The sequence below is a fragment of the Pseudomonas sp. NBRC 111131 genome, assembly GCF_001320525.1.
Lineage (GTDB): Bacteria > Pseudomonadota > Gammaproteobacteria > Pseudomonadales > Pseudomonadaceae > Aquipseudomonas > Aquipseudomonas ceruminis.
Genome location: NZ_BCBH01000001.1, coordinates 242,829 through 267,655, shown reverse-complemented (window position 1 = coordinate 267,655; position 24,827 = coordinate 242,829). Strand labels below are relative to the sequence as shown.

Genomic DNA, 24,827 nt, shown 5'->3' with positions numbered 1-24,827 from the left:
TTAGTAAGCTATTTATCCACCCGATAGCATTTTTTCTGACAAGACTCTTCCATTACTCTTGAGCGTCTCCCTGCTCTTGCGACCCGAGGATCCTCATGCAATTCAAGCCAGCCGTTACCGCTCTGGTTTCCGCCGTCGCCCTGGCAACCCTGCTAAGTGGCTGTAAGAAAGAAGAAGCCGCGCCCGCAGCGCAGGCTCCTCTGGTCGGCGTCGTAACCTTGCAACCGCAACCCTTCACCCTGACCTCGGAATTGCCCGGTCGCACCAGCGCGTACCGCGTTGCCGAGGTGCGACCGCAGGTGAACGGGATCATTCTCAAGCGCCTGTTCAAGGAAGGCAGCGACGTCAAGGAAGGTCAGCAGCTCTACCAGATCGACCCTGCCGTGTACGAGGCGACCCTGGCCAATGCCCAGGCCAACTTGCAAGCGACCCGCTCGCTGGCCGAGCGCTACAAGCAGCTGATCGACGAGCAGGCGGTCTCCAAGCAGGAATACGACGACGCCAATGCCAAACGATTGCAGGCCGAGGCATCGCTCAAGAGTGCCCAGATCGACCTGCGCTACACCAAGGTACTGGCACCGATCAGCGGCCGCATCGGTCGTTCGGCCTTCACCGAAGGTGCCTTGGTCAATAACGGCCAGACCAACGCCATGGCCACCATCCAGCAGCTCGACCCGATCTACGTCGATGTCACCCAGTCCACCGCCGAGCTGCTCAAGCTGCGCCGCGACCTGGAAAGCGGCCAGCTGCAAAAGGCCGGTGACAATGCCGCTTCGGTGCAACTGGTACTGGAAGACGGCAGCCTGTTCAAGCAGGACGGCCGCCTGGAGTTCTCCGAAGTCTCGGTCGATGAGACCACCGGCTCGGTCACCTTGCGCGCCATCTTCCCCAACCCTGAGCACACCCTGCTGCCGGGCATGTTCGTGCATGCGCGGCTCAAGGCCGGGGTCAACGCCAACGCCATCCTGGCCCCGCAACAGGGCGTGACCCGCGACCTCAAGGGCGCGCCGACCGCGCTGGTGGTCAACCAGGAAAACAAGGTCGAACTGCGCCAACTCAAGGCCAGCCGTACCCTGGGCAGCGACTGGCTGATCGAGGAAGGCTTGAACCCAGGCGACCGCCTGATCACCGAAGGCCTGCAGTACGTGCGTCCGGGCGTCGAAGTCAAGTTCAACGAGGCCACCAACGTCAAGAAGCCAGGCAGCCCTGATCAGGCCAACGCGGCCAAAGCAGACGCCAAAGCGGAGTAAACCATGTCGAAGTTCTTTATCGATCGCCCGATCTTCGCCTGGGTGATTGCCTTGGTGATCATGCTGGTCGGCGCCTTGTCGATCCTGAAGCTGCCGATCAACCAGTACCCGAGCATCGCACCGCCGGCCATCGCCATCGCCGTGACCTACCCGGGCGCCTCGGCGCAGACCGTGCAGGACACCGTGGTGCAGGTCATCGAGCAGCAGCTCAACGGTATCGACAACCTGCGTTATGTGTCCTCGGAGAGTAACTCCGACGGCAGCATGACCATCACTGCCACCTTCGAGCAGGGTACCAACGCCGACACCGCCCAGGTCCAGGTACAGAACAAGCTGAACCTGGCCACCCCGCTGCTGCCGCAAGAAGTGCAGCAGCAAGGTATCCGCGTCACCAAGGCAGTGAAGAACTTCCTGCTGGTGATCGGTCTGGTGTCCGAAGACGGCAGCATGACCAAGGACGACCTGGCCAACTACATCGTTTCCAACATGCAGGACCCGGTCTCGCGGACCGCCGGTGTGGGTGACTTCCAGGTATTCGGCGCGCAGTACGCCATGCGTATCTGGCTCGATCCGGCCAAGCTGAACAAGTTCCAGCTGACCCCGGTCGACGTCAAGACTGCGGTTGCCGCGCAGAACGTGCAGGTTTCGTCCGGCCAGCTTGGCGGCCTGCCAGCCATGCCAGGCACCCAGCTCAACGCCACCATCATCGGCAAGACCCGCCTGCAGACCGCCGAGCAGTTCGAGAAGATCCTGCTCAAGGTCAACAAGGACGGCTCCCAGGTGCGCCTGGGCGATGTTGCCGAGGTCGGCCTGGGTGGTGAAAACTATGCCGTCAGCGCCCAATTCAACGGCATGCCGGCGTCCGGCCTGGCGGTGAAACTGGCCACCGGCGCCAACGCGCTGGATACGGCAAAAGCCCTGCGCCAGACCATCAGCGACCTGGAACCGTTCTTCCCGCCAGGGGTGAAAGCGGTGTTCCCGTATGACACCACCCCGGTGGTCACCGAATCGATCAGCGGGGTTATCCACACCCTGATCGAAGCCGTGGTCCTGGTGTTCCTGGTGATGTACCTGTTCCTGCAGAACTTCCGCGCCACCATCATCACCACGATGACCGTGCCCGTGGTATTGCTGGGTACCTTCGGCATCCTTGCCGCCGCAGGCTTCAGCATCAACACCCTGACCATGTTCGCCATGGTCCTGGCCATCGGCTTGTTGGTGGACGATGCCATCGTTGTGGTGGAGAACGTCGAGCGGGTCATGTCCGAGGAAGGCTTGCCACCCAAGGAGGCGACCAAACGGTCCATGGAACAGATTCAGGGTGCCCTTGTGGGTATCGCCCTGGTGCTGTCCGCGGTACTGCTGCCGATGGCCTTCTTCGGCGGTTCTACCGGTGTGATCTACCGCCAGTTCTCGATCACCATTGTGTCGGCCATGGGCCTTTCGGTCCTGGTCGCGCTGATCTTCACCCCGGCGCTGTGCGCCACCATGCTCAAGCCGCTTAAAAAGGGCGAACACCATGAGGCCAAGGGTGGTTTCTTCGGTTGGTTCAACCGCAACTTCGACCGCAGCGTAAACGGCTACGAGCGGAGCGTCGGTGCCATCCTGCGCAACAAGGTGCCGTTCCTGCTCGCCTATGCGCTGATCGTGGTCGGTATGATCTGGCTGTTCGCACGCATTCCAACGGCGTTCCTGCCCGAGGAAGACCAGGGCGTACTGTTCGCCCAGGTACAGACCCCGGCTGGCTCCAGTGCCGAGCGTACCCAGGTGGTGGTCGACCAGATGCGCGAATACCTGCTCAAGGACGAAGCCGATACCGTGGCGTCGGTGTTCACCGTCAACGGCTTCAACTTCGCCGGTCGCGGCCAGAGCTCGGGTCTGGCGTTCATCATGCTCAAACCGTGGGGCGAGCGCTCCAAGGAAAACAGCGTATTCGCCCTGGCCCAGCGCGCCCAGCAGCACTTCTTCACCTTCCGCGATGCGATGGTATTCGCCTTCGCCCCGCCTGCCGTACTCGAACTGGGTAACGCTACCGGCTTCGACGTGTTCCTGCAGGACCGCGGCGGTGTAGGCCATGAAAAACTCATGGAAGCGCGCAACCAGTTCCTGGCCAAGGCCGCACAGAGCAAGGTGCTCAGCGCCGTGCGCCCGAACGGCCTGAACGATGAACCGCAGTACCAGCTGACCATCGATGACGAACGTGCCAGCGCCCTGGGCGTGACCATTGCCGACATCAACAACACCCTGTCGATTGCGCTGGGTGCCAGCTATGTCAACGACTTCATCGACCGTGGCCGGGTCAAGAAGGTGTACATCCAGGGCGAATCGAACGCACGGATGAGCCCGGAAGACTTGCAGAAGTGGTACGTGCGCAACGGTGCGGGCGAGATGGTGCCGTTCTCCTCCTTCGCCAAAGGTGAGTGGACCTACGGTTCGCCTAAGCTGGCCCGCTACAACGGCGTCGAGGCGATGGAAATCCTCGGTGCCCCGGCCCCGGGTTACAGTACCGGTGAGGCCATGGCCGAGGTAGAACGTATCGCCGGCGAGTTGCCAGGTGGTATCGGCTTCTCCTGGACCGGCATGTCCTATGAGGAAAAACTCTCCGGCTCGCAGATGCCGGCACTGTTCGCCCTCTCGGTACTGTTCGTGTTCCTCTGCCTGGCGGCGCTGTACGAAAGCTGGTCGATCCCTATCGCAGTTGTGCTGGTCGTTCCGCTGGGTATCATCGGTGCGCTGATTGCTACCAGCTTGCGCGGGTTGTCCAACGATGTGTACTTCCTGGTCGGTCTGTTGACCACCATCGGTCTGGCGGCGAAGAACGCCATCCTGATCGTGGAATTCGCCAAGGAACTGCACGAGCAGGGCCGCAGCCTGTATGACGCGGCGATCGAGGCCTGCCGCATGCGTCTGCGCCCGATCATCATGACCTCGCTGGCCTTCATCCTGGGCGTGGTACCGTTGACCATCGCCAGCGGCGCCGGTGCCGGTAGCCAGCACGCGATCGGTACGGGTGTGATCGGCGGCATGATCAGTGCGACCGTGTTGGCAATCTTCTGGGTACCGCTATTCTTCGTCGCAGTGTCGTCGCTGTTCGGCAGCAAAGAGCCGGAAAAGGACGCCACCCCTGAAACTCCACGTTATGAGGCTGGGCAATGACCAAGTCTTTGTTGTCCCTGGCGGTAACCGCTTTCATTCTGGGCGGCTGCTCGCTGATCCCTGACTACCAGACCCCGGAGTCGCCGGTGGCTGCGCAGTGGCCGCAAGGCCCAGCGTACTCGCCGACCGAGTCGGCCGACGTGGCCGCCGCCGAACAGGGCTGGCGCCAGTTCTTCCACGACCCGGCGCTGCAGAAGCTGATCCAGACGTCGCTGGTCAACAACCGCGACCTGCGTGTCGCGGCCCTGAACATCGACGCCTACCGTGCGCAATACCGCATCCAGCGTGCCGACCTGTTCCCGGCGGTTTCCGCCAACGGCAGCGGCAGTCGTCAGCGGATCCCGGCGAACATGTCGACCACGGGTGAATCGAACATTACCAGCCAGTACTCGGCCACCCTGGGTGTCAGCGCCTACGAGCTTGACCTGTTTGGCCGGGTGCGCAGCCTGACTGACCAGGCCCTGGAAACCTACCTGTCCAGCGAGCAGGCACGCCGCTCCACGCAGATCGCCCTGGTGGCCAGCGTGGCCAACGCCTACTACACCTGGCAGGCAGACCAGGCGCTGTTCAAGCTGACCGAAGACACCCTCAAGACCTACGAGGAAAGCTACAACCTGACCCGCCGCAGCAACGAAGTGGGTGTAGCGTCGGCGCTCGACCTGAGCCAGGCACGCACCGCCGTGGAAGGCGCGCGGGTCAAGTATTCACAGTACCAGCGTCTGGTTGCCCAGGACCTCAACAGCCTCGCCGTGCTGGTCGGTACGGGTATTCCGGCCGACCTGCCCAAGCCACTGGACCTTGATGCCGACCAGTTGGCTGAGGTACCCGCTGGCCTTCCGTCCGACATCCTCCAGCGTCGCCCGGATATCCAGGAAGCCGAGCACCTGCTCAAGGCCGCCAACGCCAACATCGGCGCAGCCCGTGCAGCGTTCTTCCCGAGCATCAGCCTGACCGCCAATGCCGGGACCCTGAGCCCGGACATGGGCGGGCTGTTCAAGGGGGGGTCGGGCACCTGGCTGTTCCAGCCGCAGATCAACCTGCCAATCTTCAACGCCGGCAGCCTGCGCGCCAGCCTGGACTACTCGAAGATCCAGAAGGACATCAACGTCGCCAAGTACGAAAAGACCATCCAGACTGCCTTCCAGGAAGTCTCCGATGGCCTGGCGGCGCGCAAGACCTTCGAAGAGCAGCTGCAGGCGCAACGCGACCTGGTGCAAGCGAACCAGGATTACTACCGCCTGGCCGAGCGCCGGTACCGCATCGGGATCGACAGCAACCTGACCTTCCTCGATGCCCAGCGCAACCTGTTCAGCGCACAGCAGTCGCTGATCACCGATCGCCTGTCGCAGCTGACCAGCGAGGTCAACCTGTACAAGGCGCTCGGCGGTGGCTGGTACGAGCAGACCGCGCAAGCCAATCAGCAGGCATCGGTCGACACCGTAAAACGCTGATCCAACGGCAACAGCATCAAGCCCACCCTCGCGGTGGGCTTTTTGTTGCGACCTGGACTGGCAAACAATTAACCAGCTGGAACATTCCGTTCGATTATCGCCCTCTTCCGCTTGCGGCGAATTGCCTCTCCCCCGCTCCTCCACGCACCATCGCCGTCAGCAACGTTGCCCAGGTTCATCACTAGCCCCGCACCTGCAGGCCGCACCCTGCAGCGCACCGGCTCGCCAATAAAAACAAGAGATCCACGACAGATGAGCATTTCGCACCCTGCACGCCAGCTGCTGCCCGGCCTGTTGGCCGTGTCCTGCGCCCTCCCCGCATCCGCCGCCGACAACGGGTTCTTCGAGGACGCCAAGGCTACCCTCAACCTGCGCAACTTCTACATCAACCGCAATTTCGTCGACCCGGCCTACCCACAAGCCAAGGGTGAGGAGTGGACGCAAAGCTTCATCCTTGATGCACGGTCCGGCTTCACCCAGGGCACAGTTGGTTTTGGCGTAGACGTACTGGGCTTGTATTCGGTCAAGCTGGACGGCGGCAAAGGCACCGCCAACACCCACCTGCTACCGGTGCACGACGACGGCCGCCCCGCCGACGATTTCGGCCGCCTGGGCGTGGCGCTGAAGGCCAAGTGGTCAGAGACCGAACTCAAGGTCGGTGAATGGATGCCGGTGCTGCCAATCCTGCGCTCGGACGACGGCCGGTCGCTGCCGCAAACCTTCCGCGGCGGCCAGTTGACCTCGAAGGAAATCGACGGCCTGACCTTGTACGCCGGTCAGTTGCGCGGCAACAGCCCACGCAACGATGCGAGCATGGAAGACATGTCGCTCAATGGCCGCGCGGCCTTCACCTCTGACCGCTTCAACTTCGGTGGTGGCGAATACACGTTCAACGACAAGCGCACGATGATTGGCCTGTGGGACGCCCAGCTCAAAGACATCTATCGCCAGCAATACCTCAACCTGGTTCACAGCCAGCCGCTGGGCGACTGGACCCTAGGCGCCAACCTCGGTTACTTCATCGGCAAGGAGGATGGGGCCAAACGTGCCGGTCAACTCGACAACCGCACCGCCTCGGCAATGCTGTCGGCCCGATACAAAGGCAACACCTTCTACGTCGGCCTGCAGAAGGTCAGCGGTGACGATGCCTGGCTGCGGGTCAATGGCACCAGCGGCGGCACACTGGCCAACGACAGTTACAACGCCAGCTTCGACAACGCCAAGGAACGTTCTTGGCAGGTGCGCCATGACTTCAATTTCGTCAGTGTCGGCATCCCGGGTTTGACCCTGATGAACCGCTATATCAAAGGCGACCATGTGGCGGCCGGTGGCGTCGAGGATGGCAAGGAGTGGGCACGGGAGACCGAACTGGCTTACGTGGTGCAGGCAGGTAGCTTCAAGGACCTGTCGGTGAAGTGGCGCAATTCCACGATGCGCCGGGACTTCAGCACCAACGCGTTCGATGAGAACCGGCTGATCGTGAGCTATCCATTGAATCTGCTGTGAGCTCACAGGCCTCTTTGCGGGCTCACCCGCAAAGAGGCAGGCTGGCCCATGAAATAACAAAAACGAATAACAACCTAAATAAACCTTCGTTGACGACATAAGATGTAACCGATTAAATCTAGCCCTGTTTTCCATCGCAGAGCTCGACATGGACCTTCGCCAACTGCGCTATTTCATTGCCCTCACCGAGTACCGCAGTTTCGTCCGCGCCGCCGAGGCCATGGGCATCACCCAGCCCGCGTTCAGCCGTGCCATCCAGGGCCTGGAGCAAACCTTCGGCTGCCCGTTGGTCGACCGCGCCAGCAAAGCCCTGCAGCCAACCCCGGAAGGCCTGGTAGTACTGCAGCACGCCCGTCGCCTGGTACAAGGCGCCGCGCAGCTCAGTAACGAAGTGCTGCAGATGACCAAGCTCGATGCCGGCGAACTGCACTTTGGCAGCGGTCCGGCCCTCGCCGTGCGCCTGGTCCCGGAGGCACTGCGCCATTTCATCGGCAACCACCCTGGCATCCGCACCGCACTGCTGGTGGACAATGCAGAACGCCTAGGACAAGCGCTGCGCCGCGAGCAAATCGAATTCTTCGTCGACGACATTCGCCCGTTCGAAGCCGACCCCAACTTCCATACCGAAACCCTCAGCCCCCGCCCGGGCCTGTTCTTCTGCCGCCCTGGCCACCCCTTGCTGGCCAAGGACAGCCTGTCGACCAACGATCTTTTCGCCTACCCGCTGGCCAGCGCCCTGCTCGCCCCCGGCGTACGCAAACGCCTGGCCAACCTGAGTGGACGCAGCGACTTTACCCCGCACCTGCAGACCGAGCACCTGGCGGTGTTGCGCAGTGTGGTGCAATCCACCGATGCCATCGGTACCGCCAGCGAGGAAGCCGTCGCCGAAGACCTCGCCGCCGGGCGACTGGTACGCCTGCACTGGCGCAACCTGCCACCGGCGCTTGAGGTACTGAGCGTGCGCTGTGGCGTGGTCACCCGCAGCGGCTACCGCCTGTCGCCCGCCGCGCGGGCAATGATCGAAACCCTGGTGGAGCTGGATGCGCCCCTGCGGACTGCTGCCATTCGCTGAACTGATGATAGTGGTGGGCTGCAGGCTATTCTGAGCACTATAGGCCAGCACAGGCCCAACCCTGCACAACGGCCACCCAGGGAGGAACAACAATGAAAAACCTCGTCGAACACCTGAGCCAGTACGCCAACTACCACCGTGACCCACGCAACATAGCCACCCACTTCGTCGGCATTCCGCTGATCGTGGTGGCAGTGACCATCCTGCTGTCCCGCCCGGGCTGGGACGTGGCGGGCCTATGGCTGTCCCCTGCCCTGCTGGCAGCTGCGGCCTCGGTGTGGTTTTACTTGCGCCTGGACCTGCGCTTCGGGCTGGTCATGGGCCTGTTACTGGGGCTGTGCCTGTGGCTTGGCCAGGCACTGGCGGTGCAGAGCACAGCACTGTGGCTCAGCGCCGGGCTGGGGGCGTTCGTGGTCGGCTGGGTCATCCAGTTCGTCGGGCACTATTACGAAGGCCGCAAGCCGGCCTTCGTCGACGATGTCAGCGGCCTGATCATCGGGCCATTGTTCGTGGTGGCGGAAGCGGCGTTCATGCTTGGCATCTGCCCAGCGCTGAAACGGGCCGTGGAGGCCAATGCGGGGCCAGTGGCGCTGCGGCAGAAGAACGCTGCTGCATGAACATGCAGTGATTCGGCTGGCCGTTTCGCAGGCAACACCTCCCCACCCTCAGCGCAATATCACCGTTGCACTGAGGGGGGGCAGCAGGCCTGCCACGTGAAACGGCCGGATCAGACTATCAATTACTGCCGCGACTCCACGCCCAACTCATCCCACACCGACTCCGCCAGGTGGAAGGTGGCATTGGCGGCCGGGATCCCGCAGTAGATTGCGCTTTGCATGAGCACCTCCTTGATCTCGTCACGGGTCACACCGTTGTTGGCGGCTGCCCGAAGATGCAACTTGAGCTCGTCGTTGCGGTTCATGCCGATCAGCATGGCGATGGTAATCAGGCTACGGGTGTGCCGCGGCAGCCCCGGACGGGTCCAGATATCACCCCAGGCATGTCGGGTGATCATCTCCTGGAACTCGCCATTGAAGTCGTTGAGCTTCTCCAGGCTGCGGTCCACATGGGCATCGCCGAGCACCGCGCGGCGTACTTGCATGCCGGCGTCGTAACGTTGCTTCTCATCCATCGCAAATTCCTCAGCGGGCCAGCAGGAAGTCGAGTACGCGACGGCTGAATGCCTCGCCAATCTCGACATTGGACAGGTGCGCTGCCGGGAACTCAGCGTACTTGGCCCCCAGGATAGCGTCCTGCAGGAAGCGCCCATGTTCAGGCGTGGTGACCACGTCCTCGGTACCAGCGACGACCAATGTCGGCACCTGGATACGGTTCAGTTGCGCACGGTAGTCGGCATCGCGCACCGCTGCGCAGTTGGCGGCATAGCCCTCAGGAGAGGTTTGCGCGAGCATCTGGCAGATGTGCTGGGCCTGGGCCGGTTGGGCCTGGGCGAAAGCAGGGGTGAACCAGCGGGCAATGGAGGCGTCACGCAGATCCGCCATGGCTTGCTTGCCGCCCTTGAGCACGGTGTCGATGCGGGTGTTCCACACCTCGTCATTGCCGATTTTCGCAGCCGTGTTGCACAGCGTCAGACTGTGCAGGCGCTGGCCTGCATGAATACCCAGCCACTGCCCGATCAGACCGCCCATCGACAGACCGACGAAGTGTGCCTGGGGGATATCCAGGGCATCGAGCAGCGCCAGCACATCGCGACCCAATTGCTCGATGCTGTAAGGGTCTTCAGTGACCAGCGAGGCACCGTGACCACGGGTGTCGTAGCGCAGCACACGCAGGTGCTCGCTCCACAGTGGAATCTGACGGTCCCACATGCCCAGGTCGGTGCCGAGGGAGTTGGACAATACCAGCACCGGCGCATCGTCCGGGCCGTCGAATCGATAGTTCAGTACGCCATCGGCCAGTTGCAAATGCGCCACAGCGGTCTCCTTCAGGCAGTCAAACGTTGATGTTCAGCCACGGCGCGCGCCACCCAGACGCGGGCCTGGCCCAGGTAATGGGCCGGGTCTAGCAGACGGTCGAGTTCTTGCTCGGTCAGCTCGGCGGTGACCTGCGGCTCGTCACCGAGCACGGCGCGCAACGGGCGCTGTTCGGCCACGGCGCGCTGGCAGCATTGCTCCAGCAGATGATGGGCGCGGTCGCGGCCCACGCGCTGGGCGAGGACAATGCTCACCGCTTCGGCCAGCACCAGGCCCTGGGTCAGGTCAAGATTGCGGCGCATACGCTCGGCGTCCACCTCCATACCCTCGGCAATCACCTGGGCCTGGCGCAGCGCGCCGGACACCAGGCAGCAGATGTCCGGCAGGGTTTCCCACTCGGCATGCCACAGGCCGAGACTGCGCTCATGTTCCTGCGGCATGGCGGTGAACAGTGTCGAGAGCAGGCCCGGCACGCGGGTGGCAGCGCCGATCAGTACTGCCGCCCCCACCGGGTTGCGCTTATGCGGCATGGTTGACGAACCACCCTTGCCGGGCGCCGAAGGCTCGAACACTTCCCCGGCCTCGGTCTGCATCAGCAGGCTGATATCACGGCCGAACTTGCCCAGGCTGCCGGCAATCAGGCCCAGCACAGCGGCAAACTCCACCAGGCGGTCGCGCTGGGTATGCCAGGGCTGCTCGGGCAGGTTCAGCTTGAGCTGTTCGGCCAGGCCCTCGGCGACCGCCATCGCCTTGCTGCCCAGCGCCGCAAGGCTGCCAGAGGCGCCGCCGAACTGCAGCACCAGCAGACGCGGGCGCAGTTCCTGCAGCCGTTGGCGATGCCGAGTGATGGCGCCGAGCACGCCTGCCAGCTTCATGCCCCACGTCACCGGTGTTGCATGTTGCAGCCAGGTGCGGCCTACCAAGGGCGTATCGGCATGCTGCAGGGCCTGGTGCGACAGGGTGTCGGCCAACTTGGCCAGGTCGGCCTCGATCAACGCGAGGGCGTCACGCAATTGCAGCACCAGCCCGGTGTCCATCGCATCCTGGCTGGTGGCCCCCAGGTGCACATAACGTTCGGCCTCCGGCACACCACTGGCGATCACCTTGCCCAACGCCTTGACCAGCGGGATGGCCGAGTTGCCTGCCGTGGCAATGGCATCGGCCAGCGCACGGGTGTCATAGCGCTCGGCCTGGCAGGCGGCCTCAATGGCGGCCACCGCGCTGTGGGGCACCAACCCAGCGCCGGCTTCGGCGCGGGCCAGAGCCGCCTCGAAATCGAGCATGCCTTGCAGGCGGCCACGGTCAGAGAACACCTCGCGCATGGCCGGCGCGGTGAAGTAGGCGTCGAACAATTGGTGGGTCATGCAGCGTCCTTAGTCATCATGGTGCAGGTACGCTGCCTGTTTCGGCAGGCGCAGGCTAAACAGGAAAGCGATTGCCATCATGGCCGTCACGTACCAGTAGAAGGTGTTTTCCATGCCCAGGGTTTTCAGGCCAAGCGCCACGTATTCGGCCGAACCCCCGAACACCGCGTTGGCCACCGCATACGCCAGGCCTACGCCCAACGCGCGCACCTGCGGCGGGAACATCTCGGCCTTCACCAGGCCGCTGATCGAGGTGTAGAAACTGACGATGCACAGCGCCAGGGTTACCAGCACGAACGCCATGAACGGGCTGCTCACGGTCTTCAACGCCATCAGCAACGGCACGGTGAACAGCGTACCCAAGGCCCCGAAGAGCAGCATCGAATTGCGTCGGCCAATGCGGTCAGAGAGCATGCCAAAGAACGGCTGCAAGACCATGAACAGGAACAGCGCACCGGTCATCACGTAGCTGGCGTTCTTGGCCGTCATGCCGGCAGTGTTGACCAGGTACTTCTGCATGTAGGTGGTGAAGGTGTAGAAGATCAGCGAGCCGCCAGCGGTGTAACCAAGCACGGTGATGAAGGCTGCGGCGTGGTTGCGGAACAGGCCTTTGATGGAACCGGCGTCCTTGTCCTTGCGGGTTTCGGCGCTGCTGGTTTCGTGCAGCGAGCGGCGCAGCATCAGCGAGATCAACGCCGCGACGGCGCCGACCACGAACGGTACACGCCATCCCCAGGCACGCAGTTCGTCTTCGGTCAGCAGTTGCTGCAGGACCACCACCACCAGCACAGCCAGCAGTTGGCCGCCAATCAGGGTCACGTACTGGAACGACGCGAAGAAGCCACGCTGGCCACGCAGCGCCACCTCACTCATGTAGGTCGCGGTGGTGCCGTATTCGCCCCCCACCGACAGGCCCTGGATCAAGCGGGCGAGCAACAGCAGCGCCGGCGCCCAGGTGCCGATGCTCGAGTAGGTGGGCAGGCAGGCGATCATGAGCGAGCCGAAGCACATCATCAGCACCGAGATCATCAGCGAATTCTTGCGGCCATGGCGGTCGGCCAGGCGGCCGAAGATCCAGCCACCAATGGGACGCATCAGGAAGCCCGCAGCAAATACACCAGCCGTATTGAGCAACTGCACGGTGGGGTCGTCGGAGGGGAAGAAGGCCGGGGCGAAATAGATCGCGCAGAAGGCATAGACGTAGAAGTCGAACCATTCCACCAAGTTGCCGGAAGAGGCACCGACGATGGCGAAGATGCGTTTACTGCGTTCTTCACCGGTGTAATAGGCTGAGGTCATGACGGTTTTACTCCTGGAAGGTCCTAGGTAAGTCTAGACATACCTAGTAACACACCGTTCCGCTTCAGGGGCTAGCAATTGGCCTTGTGTCGTACAACACCGGCCGCTTCGCGGGTAGACCCGCGAAGCGGCCGACGCAGGTTAAACGCGCTCGATGGCCAGCGCCAAACCTTGGCCGACGCCCACACACATGGTCGCCAAGGCCTTGCGACCCCCCTGCTTCTCAAGTTGATGCAACGCCGTCAGCACCAGGCGCGCACCACTCATGCCCAGCGGATGGCCCAAGGCGATTGCGCCACCGTTCGGGTTTACCTGCGGCGCATCATCAGCCACGCCCAACGCGCGCAGCACTGCCAAGCCCTGGCTGGCGAACGCTTCGTTGAGTTCGATCACATCGAAATCGCTTACCGCAACGCCCAGGCGCTCGGTCAACTTGCGTACGGCTGGCACCGGGCCGATACCCATGACCCGTGGCGCCACACCCGCGCTGGCCATGCCCAGCACCCGGGCACGCGGGGTCAGGCCGTGCTGCTTCACCGCTTGCGCCGAAGCCAGGATCAAGGCCGCCGCACCGTCATTGACACCCGAGGCGTTGCCGGCAGTGACAGTCTTGTCCGGGCCATTGACCGGCTTGAGCCGTGCCAGTGCCTCAAGTGTGGTTTCCGGGCGCAAGTGCTCATCGTGCTCGACGAGGGTTTCGCCTTTCTTGTGGGCGATACGCACCGGCACGATCTCTTCGGCGAAGAAGCCGGCAGCCTGGGCCGCCGCGGCCTTCTGCTGACTGCGCAGGGCAAAGGCATCTTGGTCAGCGCGCGAAACCTGGTAATCGTCGGCGACGTTATCAGCCGTTTCAGGCATCGAATCCACGCCGTACTGGCTTTTCATCAGCGGGTTGATGAAGCGCCAGCCGATGGTCGTGTCTTCCAGCTTCATGTTGCGCGAGTAGCCGCTCTCAGCCTTGCCCATGACAAACGGCGCACGGGACATCGACTCGACGCCGCCGGCGATGGCCAGCTCCATCTCACCGCTGGCGATGGCACGAAAAGCAGTGCCGATGGCGTCCATGCCCGAAGCGCACAGGCGGTTGAGGGTCACGCCGGGGATGCTCTCGGGCAGGCCGGCCAGGAGCAACGCCATCCGCGCCACGTTGCGGTTGTCCTCACCGGCCTGGTTGGCACAACCGAAAAACACTTCGTCGAGTTGCTCCCACTGTACCGAGGGGTTGCGCTCGATCAGCGCCTTCAGCGGCACCGCCGCCAGGTCGTCGGCACGTACGCTGGCCAGGGCGCCGCCGAAGCGGCCGATGGGGGTCCGGATGGCGTCACAGATGAATACCTCACGCATCATGCTTCTCCTGCTACCTGGCCATGAGCAACGGCGGTACGGGCTTCCAGATCGCGTAGTGCGCCCAGCTCGACATCGGTCGGCGCGCTGGTGCTTTGTACGTTTTCAGCGAAACGGATTGGCCAGCCGGTGGCGGCGACAATCTGCTCGCGGGTCACGCCTGGGTGGATCGAGGTCACGACGAATTCGTGGGTACCAGCCTCCGGCTCCATGATGCACAGGTCGGTGATGATACCGACCGGCCCTTCGCCCGGCAGGCCCAGCCGCTTGCGCGAATCCCCGCCTTCACCGTGGCCGACCGAAGTGATGAAGTCGAGCTTGTCGACAAACGCACGTGGCGACTGTTTGAGGATGATCAGCACCTGCTTGGCCGAGCCAGCGATCTCCGGCGCGCCACCGGCGCCCGGCAGGCGGGTCTTGGGCGCATGGTAATCACCGACCACGGTGGTGTTGATGTTGCCGAAGCGATCGACCTGGGCTGCACCCAAAAAGCCGACATCGATACGGCCCCCTTGCAACCAGTAGCGGAAGATCTCGCCAGTGGGCACCACTGTATCAGCGGTTTCGGCCAGCTCACCGTCGCCGATCGACAGGGGCAACACGCTTGGCTTGGCGCCGATCGGGCCGGACTCGTAAATCAGCACCACGTCTGGCGACGAGGTCAGGCGCGCCAGGTTGGCGGCCTTGGACGGCAGGCCAATGCCGACGAAGCAGACAGCCCCGTTACGCAGGCGACGGGCAGCGGCAACGGTCATCATTTCAGAGGTGGAGTAGCTCATTGTGCAGCCTCCGCGGTGCTGGCCAGCTTGGCCTTGAATTCATTGAAGTCGGCGGTACCACGGATATAGGTGTCGATCCAGGCGCTGAACGACTCGCGGTTGCGCGCGATCGGGTCCCAGTCCTGATAGAAGCGGTTGTCACGCTCGTAGTAGCCATGGGCGTAGGACGGGTGCGCGCCCCCCGGGACCAGGCACACGGCGCTGAGGGCCCAGGTCGGCAGAACACAGGCGTTCATCGGGGCCTGCAGGTCATCAACGATCTCTTCGACGGTGACGATGCAGCGCTTGGCTGCAAGGGCCGCTTCTTTCTGCACGCCAAGGATGCCCCACAACAGTACATTGCCTTTGCGGTCGGCCTTCTGTGCGTGGATTACAGTCACATCCGGGCGCACCGATGGCACGGCGGCCAGCACTTCACCGGTGAACGGGCAAGTGACGCTCTTGATCAGCGGGTTGACCTTCGGCAGGTCGGAACCTGCGTAGGCACGCAGCACCGCGAACGGCAGGCCGGACGCACCGGCAACATAGGCATTGGCAAGGTCGGCGTGGCTATGCTCTTCGATGTCGATCGCATGCGGCCATTGCTTTTCGACCGCATCGCGCAGGCGGTGCAGCGACCCTACGCCCGGGTTCCCCCCCCACGAGAAGATCAGCTTGCTGGCGCAACCGGCGCCGATCAGTTGATCGTAGATCAGGTCCGGGGTCATGCGTACCAGCGTCAGGTCGCGCTTGCCCTGACGGATGATCTCGTGGCCGGCAGCGGTCGGGATCAGGTGGGTGAAGCCTTCGAGGGCGACGGTATCGCCGTCCTGGATGAACTGCTTCACGGCGTCGTGAAGGGGGAGAATTGCAGCCATGTGGAGACTCCTGGTCAGGGTGCTACGTTGAACTCAGATTAAGGAGACAGGTGGGTGACTTACAATCCGATAATCGACTATTGGTGCGATTATCGAACGATTTGTTGCCTCCCTATCCATTCCCTGCTTCCAGTCAGGTCGCGTCTGCGTGGCTGACCAGGCCCTTCACGATCACCCCCACCGTCGCCAACGCCGCCGGCACCAGCAGCGCCGTCAGCACTTGCTCGAAGTTCCAGCCCAGGCCCAGCAGGGTAGCGCCACTCCAGGCCCCTAGAATCGCGCCGAAGCGCCCGATACCCAGCATCCAGGACACACCCGTGGCACGCCCCTGGGTCGGATAGAACCGCGCCGCCAACGAAGGCATCGCCGACTGCGCGCCGTTCACGCACATCCCGGCAATGAGCACCAGGGTCGCCAGCAGGGTAATGTTGCCCAGGCTCTGCCCGACTGCGTAGGCAAATACGCCCGCCAGTAAGTAGAAAAGGCCGATGACCTTGTGCGGGTTGTAGCGGTCCATGGCCCACCCCACTGCCACTGCACTGAGCACGCCACCGAACTGGAACAACGCACCGATGAACGCCGCCTGTTCCATGCTCGCGCCACTGTCGCGCATCAGCGTCGGCAGCCAACTGGTCAGCAGGTAGACGATCACCAGGCCCATGAAATAGGTCAGCCACAGCAGCAAGGTGCCCAGCCCATAAGTACCGGAGAAAATCACGGCGAAGACATTGCGCGCCGCCACGGCTTTCTGTTCCGGTACGCTGAAGCTGGCTGCCTGCGCCACGACGGCGGGGGCAATCGGTGCCAGGGTCTTGCGCACCTTGTCAGTACCACGGTTGCGTACGACCAGAAAACGCGCCGACTCCGGCAGCCACACCATCAGCACCACCGCCAGCAACAGCGGCAGCACGCCACCGATCACCAGCAGGCTGTGCCAGCCGTACGCCGGGATCATCTTGGCGGAAATGAACCCACCGCCCGCCATGCCCAGGTTGAAGCCGCAGAACATGCTGGTCACCAGCAACGACTTGAGGCGCTCGGGGGTGTATTCGGACAGCAGCGTGGTGGCGTTGGGCATCCCAGCGCCCAGCCCCAGGCCCGTCAGGAAGCGCAGCACCAGCAACTGGTCGACGTTGCCGGCATAGGCCGAGGCCAGGCTGAAACCACCGAACACCAACACCGCCCCTACCAGTACACCCTTGCGCCCGAAGCGGTCGGCCAGTGGCCCGGAACCCAAGGCGCCGAACACCATGCCAATCAACGCGGCGCTCATCACCGGCCCCAGGCTGGCGCGGTCGATCCCCCACTCCTGGGACAAGGCCGGCGCGATGAACCCCATGGCCGCCGTGTCCAGACCATCGAGAAAGACAATCAGGAAGCAAAGGATCACCACCCGCCATTGATAACGCGACAGCGGTTGTTCATTGATGAACGACTGAACGTCGAGACAGTTCCCGACAGATTGGGGTTTGTTCATTGTTGTTATCCAGTGATTGGGCACGGTCAAGCCACTGCACAAGCGCAACCAGTACAGGGTTCAATGTCGAAGAAGTGCGGCCTAGGTCAGCCTGGATACAACGGTACTGCGTGCGGGTGCGGCCGCAGCAGCGAAAGGACAGTAGTCATGGTATGCGTCTCTTATGTTTTTTGTTCGGTCGGCAAAGCCGACCGTTGCGAGAGACATTAATCAGTGGATGACGGGGGCGCAATTCGCCTGGCGCGACACTGTGCGTTTATCGAACAGGAAACGGCCGGCGTGTTCGATAACAGCGCACGGCGCCACCTGAACCCGAACGTGCTTCAGCCAAACAGTTGGTGACAAAGGTCACGGCTGCAAGCCAGCAGGATCGGCAGGAATCGCTGTTCCAGTTCGCTACGGCTCACACGCCCCACATGGGTACTGACATTCAACGCCGCCAATACCTGGCCCGAGGCGTCGTAGATTGGCACCGCGATAGACCGCAGTCCCTGCTCCAGTTCCTGATCGACCACGCACCAGCCCTGCGCGCGCACCTGTTGAATGCAGGCGAACAACGACTCGGCATCATGCAGGGTACGGCTGGTGCGGGCCTTGAGGTCAGCACGGTCGAGGTATTCACGTAGGCTCGTATCGTCCATCGCCGCCAACAGGATACGGCCCATGGAAGTGCAATAGGCCGGCAAGCGCCCGCCCACCGACAGGTCGACCGATATCAGCCGCTCGACCGTAGCCGAGCGGGCTATATAAAGAATGTCGTCACCTTCGAGCGTGGCCATGTTGGCGGCTTCGTGCAACTGATCGCTGATGCGGTCCAGGTAAGGCTGGGCCGAGACCGCCAGTGGCGTCGAAGACAGGTAGGCATGCCCAAGGGTCAACACCTTGGGCAGCAGCGAGTAGGTGCGCCCATCGGTGGTGGCATAACCGAGCTTGATCAGCGTATGCAGGCAGCGGCGTACGGCTGCCCTGGGGATCTCGGTACGATGGCTTATCTGCGCGATGGTCAGGTGGCGCTTGCGCTCCTGGAAGGCCTGGATGACAGCAAGGCCCCGTGCCAGCGAGGTCATGAAATCCGGATCACCGGTAAAGGCCTGGATGCGCTTCGCCGGGGAGGCCACGATGGGCGGCGCCATCGCAGGCACGCTCGGACGCGCAGGATCGGCACTGGCAGATTCGTTGCCCGTGGTTTCGTCACTCATCGCTCACCTCAAAAAATCGCAGCCTCGTGCGATTATCGAACAAACGGCCGATAATCGCAATTGACCGCTGACACGTTTGCTTATACCTTTCTCCTGCCACTTGTGGCTTCTTTGGAGAGACTGGTCAGGTACCCACCGTAGAAGTCCCCAGGCAACGGCCTCGCCTTGTGCGAGGCCGTTTTTCATTACGCGCTGCCTTGCCTTCAACCGTCACGAACTTTCCCTCCACGGTTCGCTCAAACTTTGCACGGGCAGGCACCTACCGGACAACTTCTGTCACTTGATGTCAGCATGGGTAAATAACGCTGTTTGGCGATTTGCCGATTGCTATAATCGCTAGTGCTGGCCCGGATCAACTGGCCCGGTAATAGAAGCACCCGCCTGGGCTTATCCGCCAACTGGCGCATCATGCGCATGGGCAACTTGCACCTGCAGGGGCATCGACCCTTCTACTTATTTAGGTACTACTGTGACGAAAGATGAACTGCGCGCGGAACTTGAGCGCCAGGCTGAACGTTACAAGGAAGTTTACGGTGGTGAGGTCACCACCTATGCCGCTCAACCGGACCCTGAACGCAAACCCTGGCGCAAACGTGCCACGGTTCAGGACCAGGCCTTCAGCCAGGAACTGGAAAAAATGGAAAAGGAGCTGCGCAGCGAGGAATCCTGAGCCGTCGCTCACCGCCACTGCGTCGCGGGCCGTTGCCCACGACGCGGCTTATCCTTACCGAAAGGCTGAGGATGAAATGGATTTATACAAATTTCATACAACCGTTTGAACTCTAGCCGCAACGGCTCATTCTCAGACGTTTGAAGATTTTTTGCTGTTTTCGGTTTTTTTAGCGGAAGGTTTTTGGCTTTAACGGGGCGACTGCCGCCGCCTGAAGCCATTTGCAACGCTGCCATCGGTCAGCAGCGGGTGCATCGATTGCCAAGGTTTTCTGGCATAATCCGGCCCCCCTATGACCGCCAGACAACCTTCATGATCGATTTATTCAGCGGACTGGATGCCTGGGTATTGGTGAGCCTGCTGCTTGCCCTGACCTTCGTGCTCGCATTCGAGTTCATCAATGGCTTTCATGACACCGCCAACGCGGTAGCCACCGTCATCTATACCAAAGCCATGCCACCACACCTGGCCGTGTTCTTCTCCGGGGTGTTCAACTTCCTCGGCGTTCTGCTCGGTGGTGTCGGGGTGGCCTACGCCATCGTTCACCTGCTCCCGGTCGAACTGCTGATCAATGTGAATACCGGGCATGGCTTGGCCATGGTCTTCTCGTTACTGGCTGCAGCCATTACCTGGAACCTGGGCACCTGGTACTTTGGTATCCCCGCCTCCAGCTCGCATACCCTGATCGGTTCGATCCTCGGCGTAGGCCTGGCCAACGCGCTGATCAACGACATTCCCCTGGGTGACGGCGTCAACTGGCAGAAGGCGATCGACATCGCCATGTCGCTGGTGGTCTCGCCCATGGCCGGCTTCGCCATTGCTGCGCTGGTGCTGATCGGCCTCAAGTGGTGGCGCCCGCTGTCGAAGATGCACAAGACGCCCGAACAGCGTCGCAAGCTCGACGACAAGAAGCACCCGCCGTTCTGGAACCGCCTGGTGCTGGTGATTTCGGCAATGGGCGTAAGCTTCGTGCACGGTTCCAACGATGGTCAGAAAGGCATCGGCCTGATCATGCTGGTGCTGATCGGCATCGTACCGGCCAAGTTTGTGCTCGACCTGAACAGCACCACCTACCAGATCGAGCGCACCCGCGATGCGACGATGCACCTGAGCCAGTTCTACCAGCGTAACGCCGCCACCCTGGGCGAGTTCCTGGCCCTGGGCAAGGCGCAGTCCAGCGACCTGCCAGAGCAGTTCAGTTGCAACCCGCAACAAACCGAGCCGACCATCGCCGCACTGCAGTCCTCGCTGCAAGGCGTGACCGATTACCGCGCCCTGGATGCTGAAAAGCGCGTCGAAGTACGCCGCTACCTGCTGTGCCTGGACGACACGGCGAAGAAGGTCGGCAAGCTCCCAGGCCTGGATGCGCGTGAAAAGGCTGATCTCGACAAGCTGCGTAAAGACCTCACCGCCACCACCGAATATGCGCCCTTCTGGGTGATCGTGGCCGTAGCCCTGGCCTTGGGCCTGGGCACCATGGTTGGCTGGAAGCGCGTGGTACTGACCGTAGGCGAGAAGATCGGCAAACAGGGCATGACCTACGCCCAAGGCATGTCGGCGCAGATCACCGCGGCGTGCGCCATCGGCATGGCCAACGTCTTCGCCTTGCCGGTTTCCACTACCCATGTGCTGTCCTCCGGCGTGGCCGGCACCATGGTCGCCAACAAGAGCGGCCTGCAGGGCGGCACCGTGAAAACCATCCTGCTGGCCTGGGTGCTGACCCTGCCGGCATCGATGGGCCTGGCAGCCGGCCTGTTCTGGCTGGCGTCCAAGGCGCTTGGCTGAGTCACCGCTCCAACAGAAAAGGCGCCTTGCGAGGCGCCTTTTTTTTGAGCAAGCGCTGGCGATTACCGCTTCTTGCCCCCCAGCAACGACCCCATCAGCCCACGCACCAACTGCCGCCCCAGCTGATTGGCTGCCTGGCGCACCGCGGACTTGATCGCCTGCCCAGCCGCACTCTGCAGAAACTCCCCCGCCTTGTCGGCCAGGCTTTCTTCTGCCTTCGGCACCGGCGCAGGCTCCACGGGCTCTCCCTTGCGCTGGGTGAGCATTTCGTAGGCCGACTCCCGGTCGATAGGTTTGTCATAACGCCCCAGCAAAGGTGACGCAGCGATCAACGCCGTGCGCTCGGTCGCACTCAATGGGCCTATACGCGACTGCGGCGGCGCGATCAGGACGCGCTGCACCATCGCCGGCGTGCCCTTTTCCTCCAAGGTACCCACCAGCGCCTCGCCTATACCCAGCTCGGTCAGCACCGCCAGGGTGTCGAAGGCCGGGTTAGGACGGAAGCCGTCGGCCACGGCCCTGAGCGACTTCTGCTCCCTGGCGGTGAATGCCCTCAAGCCATGCTGAATACGCAAGCCCAACTGAGCCAGCACGGTATCTGGCAGATCACCCGGCGACTGGGTGACGAAATACACACCGACACCCTTGGAGCGAATCAGCCGTACCACCTGCTCCAAACGGTCCTGCAGCGCCTTGGGCGTACCATTGAACAGCAGATGGGCTTCGTCGAAAAACAACGCCAGTACTGGTTTGTCAGCATCCCCGCGCTCCGGCAACTGCTCGAACAACTCGGCCAGCAACCACAGCAGGAAGGTGGCATAGACCTTGGGCGCCTCATGCACCAGCCGGCTGGCATCCAGTAAATGGATCCGGCCACGGCCGTCACCCTCGGGCCGCAGAAGGTCTTCCAGTTGCAGCGCCGGCTCGCCGAACAGCGCTTCGGCACCTTGCTGTTCCAAAGTTGCCAGGCGCCGCAACAGCGCCTGGGTCGAGGCAGAGGTCATCAGCGCGCTGTCTTCACCTAACAACTGTGGGTTGTCTTTAAGGTGCGCGAGCAGCGCCTTGAGGTCCTTCAAGTCCAGCAATAAAAGGCCTTCTCGATCGGCCACCTTGAACGCTGCGTAAAGGGCCGCCTGCTGGCTGTCGGTCAGCTCCAGCAGATTGCCCAGCAGCAGCGGCCCCATTTCGCTGAGGGTGGTGCGCAATGGGTGGCCCGATTGCCCGGCAATATCCCACGGGGTTACCGGATAGGCCTGCGGGGTGTACCCCAGCCAGGGCATGCCGGCAATCCGCTCGGCCACCTTGCCCTGCGGCGAACCGGCCGCGCCGAGCCCGCACAGGTCACCTTTCACATCCGCCGCAAACACCGCCACGCCCGCATCACTGAAACTTTCCGCCAGGTGCTGCAAGGTCACGGTCTTACCCGTGCCGGTGGCACCGGCAACCAGCCCATGGCGATTTGCCAGGCGCATGGCTTGCTTGATGGGCTGGCCATCAAGGCCGCCTCCTACAACTAAGTCCGAAGATTCCGACATCTTTTCAATCCTCTACTCAAGCTTTACCGCATTTCGGCCGATACCTCGGGGTGATATTGCCTTTGAAGACAGGAACAACCCAAAAGGACGTCCCGGGATGTTGCACTGTTTTATAGCTGTATTCGTGCGAACGCCCGATAAAAACCTTAGCGGAATCGATTACGTCATGAACAAAAGCCTGCGTTTCAGCCACAAAATCCTATTGGCCGCCTCACTGATCGTGATACTCGCCTTCAGCCTTTTCACCCTTTACAACGATTATCTCCAGCGTAATGCGATCCGCGAAAACCTGGAGAATTATCTGGCTGAAATGGGCACCTCCACTTCGAACAATATTCGCAACCTGCTCGAAGGCCGTATCAAGCTGATCGAGAACCTGTCGCAGAACATCGCCCTGCAACCTGCCAACGCCGAAACGCTGATGGGCCAGAACGCCTTGATCTCCAGCTTCCTCACCGTCTACCTGGGCAAGGTCGACGGCGGCTTCAGCGTGCGCCCCGACACCAAGATGCCTGACGGCTACGACCCGCGCCCCCGCCCCTGGTACAAGGACGGCATGAACGCTCAGGGCGCCCTGCTCACCGAGCCTTACATCGACCTGACCACCAACAAGATGGTCATTGGCATCATCAGCAAAGTGGCCTCCAGCGTCGGCGTCGTCGGCGGCGACCTGGACCTGGACGGCCTGGTGCAAATCATCAACTCGCTGAACTTCGGCGGCATGGGTTACGCCTTCCTGGTCAACGACCAGGGCAAGATCCTGGTCCACCCGGACAAGGCGCTGGTCATGAAGTCGCTGTCGGACCAGTTTCCGCAGCACACCCCCAAACTCTCGGGTGAGCTGACCGAAGTGCAGGTCGACGGCCAGACGCGCCTGCTGACCTTCACCCCCATCAAGGGCCTGCCATCGGCCAACTGGTACATCGGCCTGTCGGTAGATAAGGACAAGGCCTTTGCCATGCTCAGCACCTTCCGCACCTCGGCGGTGATTGCCACCGTCGTCGCGGTGGTCATCATCATCGGCCTGCTGGGCCTGCTGATCCGTGCCCTGATGCAGCCGTTGCTGACCATGACCCGCGCCATGGAAGACATTGCCGAAGGCGAAGGCGACCTGACCAAGCGCCTGAAGATCCACAACCACGACGAGTTCGGCATCCTCGGCACTGCCTTCAACCGGTTCGTCGAGCGCATCCACAGCTCGATCACCGAAGTGTCCTCTGCCACCGAACAGGTCAATGAAGTGGCGCTGCGGGTAATCAGCGCCTCCAACTCGTCGATGGCCAACTCCGACGAGCAATCCAACCGCACCAACAGTGTGGCCGCGGCCATCAACGAACTGGGCGCTGCCGCCCAGGAAATCGCTGGCAATGCCGCCCAGGCCTCTCAGCATGCCAGCTCGGCGCGCCTGTTGGCCGAAGAAGGGCAGCAGGTGGTGGAGCGCAATATCGCTGCGATGAATCGGCTGTCCGACCTGATCGTCACCTCCAGCGCCCATATCGAGACGCTCAACAGCAAGACCGTGAATATCGGACAGATCCTTGAGGTGATCACCAGCATTTCCCAGCAGACCAACCTGCTGGCACTCAATGCCGCGATCGAAGCGGCCCGCGCCGGTGAAGCGGGGCGTGGTTTCGCCGTGGTGGCTGACGAGGTGCGCAACCTGGCGCACCGTACTCAGGAATCGGCGCAGCAGGTGCAAACCATGATTGAAGAACTGCAGGTGGGTGCCCGCGAGTCGGTCGACACCATGGGCCAGAGCCAGCGCCACAGCCAGGACAGCGTGCAGATCGCCAACCAGGCCGGCGAACGCCTGGACAGCGTGACCGTACGTATTGGTGAGATCGACGGCATGAACCAGTCGGTGGCCACAGCCACTGAGGAACAGACCGCCGTGGTCGACTCCATCAACATGGATATCAACGAGATCAACATGCTCAACCAGGAAGGTGTCGAGAACCTGCAGGCTACCCTGCGGGCCTGTTCGGACCTCGAGCAGCAGGCCACCCGCCTGAAGCATCTGGTGGGCAGCTTCCGGATCTGAAGCCAAGCTACAAGCTTCAAGGCTCAAGTCAGGCGCAGGCGCTGCCTCGCCCTACTGGTAGCTTGTAGCTTGTAGCGTGAAGCTCACAGCTAATCCAACCGAACAAAC

At 62.3% G+C, this 24,827-nt stretch carries 19 protein-coding genes and 1 pseudogene; 10 read left to right on the top strand and 10 right to left on the bottom strand.

Annotated features, from left to right (window positions below; genetic code table 11):
- Nucleotides 1-95 precede the first annotated feature (95 nt).
- The 6 genes from ttgA (at nucleotide 96) to APH34_RS01200 (ending at nucleotide 9,052) form a co-directional block, all read left to right on the top strand.
- Nucleotides 96-1,250, top strand: coding sequence for a toluene efflux RND transporter periplasmic adaptor subunit TtgA (gene ttgA / locus APH34_RS01225; RefSeq protein WP_054899345.1), 1,155 nt, complete (start codon nucleotides 96-98; stop codon nucleotides 1,248-1,250).
- Nucleotides 1,251-1,253: 3 nt separating this feature from the next.
- Nucleotides 1,254-4,406, top strand: coding sequence for a multidrug efflux RND transporter permease subunit TtgB (ttgB, locus tag APH34_RS01220; RefSeq protein ID WP_054899344.1), 3,153 nt, complete (start codon nucleotides 1,254-1,256; stop codon nucleotides 4,404-4,406).
- Nucleotides 4,403-5,857 carry an AdeC/AdeK/OprM family multidrug efflux complex outer membrane factor gene (locus APH34_RS01215; RefSeq protein WP_054899343.1) on the top strand — a complete coding sequence of 485 codons (1,455 nt, stop codon included), beginning with the start codon at nucleotides 4,403-4,405 and terminating at the stop codon, nucleotides 5,855-5,857. The genes ttgB and APH34_RS01215 overlap by 4 nt, the downstream gene beginning before the upstream one ends.
- Before the next feature lie 252 nt (nucleotides 5,858-6,109).
- Nucleotides 6,110-7,363 carry an OprD family porin gene (locus APH34_RS01210; RefSeq protein WP_054899342.1) on the top strand — a complete coding sequence of 418 codons (1,254 nt, stop codon included), beginning with the start codon at nucleotides 6,110-6,112 and terminating at the stop codon, nucleotides 7,361-7,363.
- Between the two features lie 148 nt (nucleotides 7,364-7,511).
- Entirely contained in the window at nucleotides 7,512-8,435 is a 924-nt protein-coding gene (locus tag APH34_RS01205; protein ID WP_054899341.1) for a LysR family transcriptional regulator, read from the top strand.
- 92 nt (nucleotides 8,436-8,527) lie between these two features.
- Nucleotides 8,528-9,052, top strand: coding sequence for a DUF962 domain-containing protein (locus tag APH34_RS01200; RefSeq protein WP_054899340.1), 525 nt, complete (start codon nucleotides 8,528-8,530; stop codon nucleotides 9,050-9,052).
- Between the two features lie 122 nt (nucleotides 9,053-9,174).
- Here the strand turns inward: APH34_RS01200 and pcaC are convergent, their stop codons facing one another.
- The 9 genes from pcaC to pcaR form a co-directional block, all read right to left on the bottom strand.
- Complete coding sequence (pcaC, locus tag APH34_RS01195) at nucleotides 9,175-9,567, bottom strand: 4-carboxymuconolactone decarboxylase (protein ID WP_010952489.1); 393 nt, start codon at nucleotides 9,565-9,567, stop codon at nucleotides 9,175-9,177.
- A gap of 10 nt (nucleotides 9,568-9,577) precedes the next feature.
- Nucleotides 9,578-10,369, bottom strand: a complete 792-nt coding sequence (gene pcaD / locus APH34_RS01190; RefSeq protein ID WP_054899339.1) for a 3-oxoadipate enol-lactonase — start codon at nucleotides 10,367-10,369, stop codon at nucleotides 9,578-9,580.
- An 11-nt stretch (nucleotides 10,370-10,380) separates the two neighbouring features.
- Nucleotides 10,381-11,733, bottom strand: coding sequence for a 3-carboxy-cis,cis-muconate cycloisomerase (locus APH34_RS01185; protein WP_054899338.1), 1,353 nt, complete (start codon nucleotides 11,731-11,733; stop codon nucleotides 10,381-10,383).
- A 9-nt stretch (nucleotides 11,734-11,742) separates the two neighbouring features.
- Complete coding sequence (locus APH34_RS01180) at nucleotides 11,743-13,032, bottom strand: MFS family transporter (RefSeq protein WP_054899337.1); 1,290 nt, start codon at nucleotides 13,030-13,032, stop codon at nucleotides 11,743-11,745.
- A gap of 141 nt (nucleotides 13,033-13,173) precedes the next feature.
- Nucleotides 13,174-14,379: a 3-oxoadipyl-CoA thiolase gene (pcaF, locus tag APH34_RS01175; RefSeq protein ID WP_177337007.1), complete on the bottom strand. Its 1,206-nt coding sequence runs from the start codon at nucleotides 14,377-14,379 to the stop codon at nucleotides 13,174-13,176.
- On the bottom strand, nucleotides 14,376-15,155 hold the full coding sequence (locus tag APH34_RS01170; RefSeq protein WP_054899335.1) for a CoA-transferase subunit beta: 780 nt from the start codon (nucleotides 15,153-15,155) through the stop codon (nucleotides 14,376-14,378). Before APH34_RS01170 ends, pcaF begins: the two co-directional genes overlap by 4 nt.
- The gene (locus APH34_RS01165) at nucleotides 15,152-16,012 is read right to left on the bottom strand and encodes a CoA transferase subunit A (protein ID WP_054899334.1); all 861 of its coding nucleotides are present in this window, start codon (nucleotides 16,010-16,012) and stop codon (nucleotides 15,152-15,154) included. Before APH34_RS01165 ends, APH34_RS01170 begins: the two co-directional genes overlap by 4 nt.
- Before the next feature lie 133 nt (nucleotides 16,013-16,145).
- Nucleotides 16,146-17,489, bottom strand: a complete 1,344-nt coding sequence (locus APH34_RS01160; protein ID WP_054899333.1) for an MFS transporter — start codon at nucleotides 17,487-17,489, stop codon at nucleotides 16,146-16,148.
- Nucleotides 17,490-17,812: 323 nt separating this feature from the next.
- A complete protein-coding gene (gene pcaR / locus APH34_RS01155) occupies nucleotides 17,813-18,688 on the bottom strand; it encodes a pca regulon transcriptional regulator PcaR (protein WP_054899332.1) in 876 nt (291 codons plus the stop codon).
- A 469-nt stretch (nucleotides 18,689-19,157) separates the two neighbouring features.
- Here pcaR and APH34_RS01150 point away from each other — a divergent pair, with 469 nt between their 5' ends.
- Together APH34_RS01150 and APH34_RS01145 are read left to right on the top strand one after the other, a co-directional pair.
- Nucleotides 19,158-19,358, top strand: coding sequence for a hypothetical protein (locus APH34_RS01150; RefSeq protein ID WP_054899331.1), 201 nt, complete (start codon nucleotides 19,158-19,160; stop codon nucleotides 19,356-19,358).
- Nucleotides 19,359-19,670: 312 nt separating this feature from the next.
- A complete protein-coding gene (locus APH34_RS01145) occupies nucleotides 19,671-21,143 on the top strand; it encodes an inorganic phosphate transporter (RefSeq protein WP_054899330.1) in 1,473 nt (490 codons plus the stop codon).
- Between the two features lie 62 nt (nucleotides 21,144-21,205).
- Here APH34_RS01145 and APH34_RS01140 read toward each other — a convergent pair whose 3' ends face one another.
- Nucleotides 21,206-22,678 carry a helicase HerA-like domain-containing protein gene (locus APH34_RS01140; protein WP_054899329.1) on the bottom strand — a complete coding sequence of 491 codons (1,473 nt, stop codon included), beginning with the start codon at nucleotides 22,676-22,678 and terminating at the stop codon, nucleotides 21,206-21,208.
- Between APH34_RS01140 and APH34_RS30235 the strand changes: the two are divergent.
- Together APH34_RS30235 and APH34_RS30230 are read left to right on the top strand one after the other, a co-directional pair.
- Nucleotides 22,614-23,861, top strand: a pseudogene (locus APH34_RS30235) (cache domain-containing protein); the annotation flags it as partial. The gene APH34_RS01140 and the pseudogene APH34_RS30235 overlap by 65 nt on opposite strands.
- A 93-nt stretch (nucleotides 23,862-23,954) precedes the next feature.
- Nucleotides 23,955-24,719, top strand: a complete 765-nt coding sequence (locus APH34_RS30230; protein ID WP_371263284.1) for a methyl-accepting chemotaxis protein — start codon at nucleotides 23,955-23,957, stop codon at nucleotides 24,717-24,719.
- Nucleotides 24,720-24,827: the final 108 nt, after the last annotated feature.